1 protein-coding gene is annotated in these 486 nt (G+C 33.7%); it reads right to left on the reverse strand.

The annotated features are described in order from the left end of the window. Positions 1-486 (reverse strand): ATP-binding cassette domain-containing protein (locus tag IU405_RS00890; RefSeq protein ID WP_197436755.1); only part of this gene is annotated, 486 nt, incomplete at both ends.

Consider the following 486-nt stretch of genomic DNA (forward strand, 5'->3'; position numbering starts at 1 on the left):
CTCCATATTAATTTCCAACTGAACTTTGTGTTCAACTCTTCGTTGTTGCGCTTTTTCTTTTATTTGATAAAAATCATCAATGCGCGATTTCGATTTGGTGGTTCGTGCTTTTGGCTGTCTGCGCATCCAATCCAATTCTTTTTTAAACAAATTTTTTGCTTTATCAGTAGTAACTTGTTCAAGCTGAATGCGTTCTTCCTTTTTTTCTAGATAATAGGAGTAATTTCCTTTGTATTTGTAAATGTTCCCATTTTCCAATTCTATGATTTCATTACAAACGCGCTCCAAAAAATAACGGTCATGCGTTACCATAAAAAGGGTAATTTTTTCTTTGGCAAAATAGGATTCTAACCATTCAATCATCTCTAAATCTAAATGATTTGTTGGCTCATCCAAAATCAAAAAATCGGGTTTGTGAATCAACACTATGGCCAACGAAACACGCTTTTTTTGTCCACCAGAAAGGGAAGAAACTTTTTGACTTAA

Origin of the sequence: Polaribacter sp. BAL334, from assembly GCF_015767435.1 — a bacterium.
GTDB lineage: Bacteria > Bacteroidota > Bacteroidia > Flavobacteriales > Flavobacteriaceae > Polaribacter.